This is a genomic window from Chitinophaga sp. (assembly GCF_036569125.1).
Taxonomy (GTDB): domain Bacteria; phylum Bacteroidota; class Bacteroidia; order Chitinophagales; family Chitinophagaceae; genus Chitinophaga.
Genome location: NZ_DATCRF010000134.1, coordinates 1 through 2,550 on the forward strand (window position 1 = coordinate 1; position 2,550 = coordinate 2,550).

General features: G+C 46.6%; 4 protein-coding genes. 1 reads left to right on the plus strand and 3 read right to left on the minus strand.

The genetic code is table 11. The features are described from left to right. The 3 genes from VIM87_RS04805 to VIM87_RS04815 all read right to left on the minus strand — a co-directional run. The coding region (locus VIM87_RS04805) for a hypothetical protein (protein WP_331995878.1) at positions 1-307 on the minus strand (307 nt) is incomplete at its 3' end. 227 nt (positions 308-534) lie between these two features. Next, a complete protein-coding gene (locus VIM87_RS04810) occupies positions 535-696 on the minus strand; it encodes a DUF1328 family protein (protein ID WP_089911396.1) in 162 nt (53 codons plus the stop codon). A 92-nt stretch (positions 697-788) separates the two neighbouring features. Then, a complete protein-coding gene (locus VIM87_RS04815; RefSeq protein ID WP_331995879.1) occupies positions 789-1,547 on the minus strand; it encodes a DUF695 domain-containing protein in 759 nt (252 codons plus the stop codon). A gap of 206 nt (positions 1,548-1,753) precedes the next feature. Between VIM87_RS04815 and VIM87_RS04820 the strand changes: the two genes are divergently transcribed. Beyond that, on the plus strand, positions 1,754-2,550 hold a 797-nt coding region (locus tag VIM87_RS04820), incomplete at its 3' end, for a carboxypeptidase regulatory-like domain-containing protein (RefSeq protein ID WP_331995880.1).

Consider the following 2,550-nt stretch of genomic DNA (forward strand, 5'->3'; position numbering starts at 1 on the left):
GCCTCATACCGCTGCGGAAAGCGGTATCATTAATGTTGCGGGGGCCAAATACATTTACCTGCCGGTAATAAATATCGCGCACTACCTTACCGCTGTAAGGGGTAAAATACTTTTCACTTTTTATAAGGGTACTGTCGGAGCCTGCGGGTTCCGGCACATTTTGCCGGGTAATGCGGCGCACCAGCGAATCGCGGTAATTTTTATTACGGATGGAGTCCCGGTATTGGGCAAGGCGTTTGAATATCGTATTCCGGCGGGGCTGGGGCGTGGTATCGGCTTCCTGCGGAACTTCAAAAGCCGGCTTCATTCCCCCCTGCACTATATGTGGCTGCAGCAAATAGCAACAGCAGATTAACCAATATATTTTAATAAATCTTCCCAATCTTTTCAGACAGCTTAAAACGCGTGTAACAGTACTTATGTGTAATGTATTAAAAAAAGAAGAAACGGAAAAAAGGAAAATAAAGAAAGGATTTTTGTCCTTGCCCAATATTTTCCTTTAGTCCGTTCCGTCTAATTTTTTGGTCCCCTGATCTATCTCCTCAGTAATCCTGATAACAGGGATACAAGGAATAATACCACAAAAATGAAGAAGAGTATTTTGGCTATGGATGCAGCACCAGCCGCTATTCCGCCAAATCCGAAGATTGCTGCGATAATGGCAACAATAAAGAAGATAAGTGCCCAGCGTAACATAAGCTAATAGTTTTAAGTTAATAACAGTGTGGATACAATTATCATTCCAAGCGTGCCAGATCAGCCGGCGGGTAAGTTGGTTTAAGCTGCGGTTATTTTACAATTACGGTTTCCCAGCCGTCGTAGCGGGCATTCATTTCGCGGGCCAGCTCCCACAGGTACATTACTACCTGGTCTATGCGCTGGTCGGTGGTTTTATCCTCACGGGAAATATGCAGTACAAAAGGGTAGTCTTTTTCGCTGCTGCGGCTGTTTTTCTCTATACGGAAGCCGTCTTTTTTTACATGTTGCCAGTACCGGTCACGTTCGGCTTCCCGGCTAAAATAGATCCAGTGGTCAATGGGGCGTTCCATCTCCCCAATATCCCCGTGTTTCTGGAGCATACGCATCACTTTACGGTTCTGGATCCGTTGAAATTCCTGCACATCCGGCAGTAAAAAATCGAAATAAAGCTCCCAGGTGCGGTCTTCCTGCACCCCAAAATCGTAGCGGTAATTGGGGAAATTAATCATCACATCGGAAATGGCTTTGTCGTGCAGCAGGGTATTACCGGTATAAAAGTAAAAGTCGCGCACGCCATTTGAAATGGTGCGGCCCACAAAATAGGCATTCAGCTTTTCTTCCAGCTGCTCAACCAGGCTGTCCTCTATTTCACCCAGGGTAGCAAATTCATCCCCTTGCGGAAAACCATCGGAACGGGGATGGTTCAGGTATACTGATATAAATATGGCATGCGGTTTATCTTTCAGCGGGGCAAAGCGGCGCAGGTCAAGGTCCAGCCCAATAATGGCCGGGCTATCTTCAATAGCGCAGGTATATATATCCCAGTCAGGTTGGTAATCGCGGTGCATATGGGTATTAGTTAGGCGTGTGGGTAAAGGTACGAAGTTTGAGAAATGATGCAGGATATAAGGGCATGGATGTGGAAAATTACTGCCGTTACCATTCATCATAAAACGGGTTTAACGCACTGGATTCCTATTACTTTTATGGGCTGGGATTAAAGCAAATCTTGAGGAAGAAAAAATTTTATATGCGGACTTTTGCCTTTTGGGGGTTGGTAATCATACTACTTGGATCTAATATTACTACACAGGCGCAGCATGCAGGCGCAACGCAGGGCGCTATTATAGGGAAACTGGTGGATGCACAGGGTAATAAACCTGTAGAATATGCTTCTGTAGCTCTTTTACGGCCCTCCGACTCTACCGTTGTAACCGGTATGCTTTCCAAAGGTAATGGCGATTTTAACTTCGAGAACGTAGCTGCAGGCAGGTACCTGCTGAAGGTAAATTTCATTGGATATACAACCGTCTATAAAAATATTAACCTGAAGGCCGGCAGCCAGGTAGATGCGGGCAATATAAAATTAAGCGCCAACGTAAAATCACTGGCGGGTGTGGAAGTGGTAGGCACCAAACCTACCTATACCATGGCTATTGACAAGAAGGTTTTTAATGTAGATAAAAGTCTTTCTACTGTAGGCGGCACTGCTGCCGATGTGCTGAAGCAGGTGCCTTCTGTGAGCGTGGATATTGATGGCAACGTATCGGTACGTAACGGTAGCCCTACCATTTTTGTGGATGGCCGCCCTACTACCCTTACCATTGACCAGATCCCGGCCGATGCTATTGAGCGCATAGAAGTGGTTACCAACCCCTCTGCCAAATACGATGCAGAAGGCATGAGCGGTATACTGAACATTGTGCTGAAAAAGAACCGCAAAGCGGGTATTAACGGGCAGGTGAATGCCGGCGCATCTACCCTGGGTGGTGCTAACGGCGGCGTGGACCTGAACCTGCGGCAGGAGAAGTTCAACTTTTTCGCGACGTATAATGTGCGCAGCCGTAAAGC

What these genes read in the sequence shown, in the direction of transcription:
- VIM87_RS04810 (WP_089911396.1), bottom strand. Translation starts at nt 696, where the DNA reads ATGTTACGCTGGGCACTTATCTTCTTTATTGTTGCCATTATCGCAGCA.
- VIM87_RS04815 (WP_331995879.1), bottom strand. Translation starts at nt 1,547, where the DNA reads ATGCACCGCGATTACCAACCTGACTGGGATATATATACCTGCGCTATT.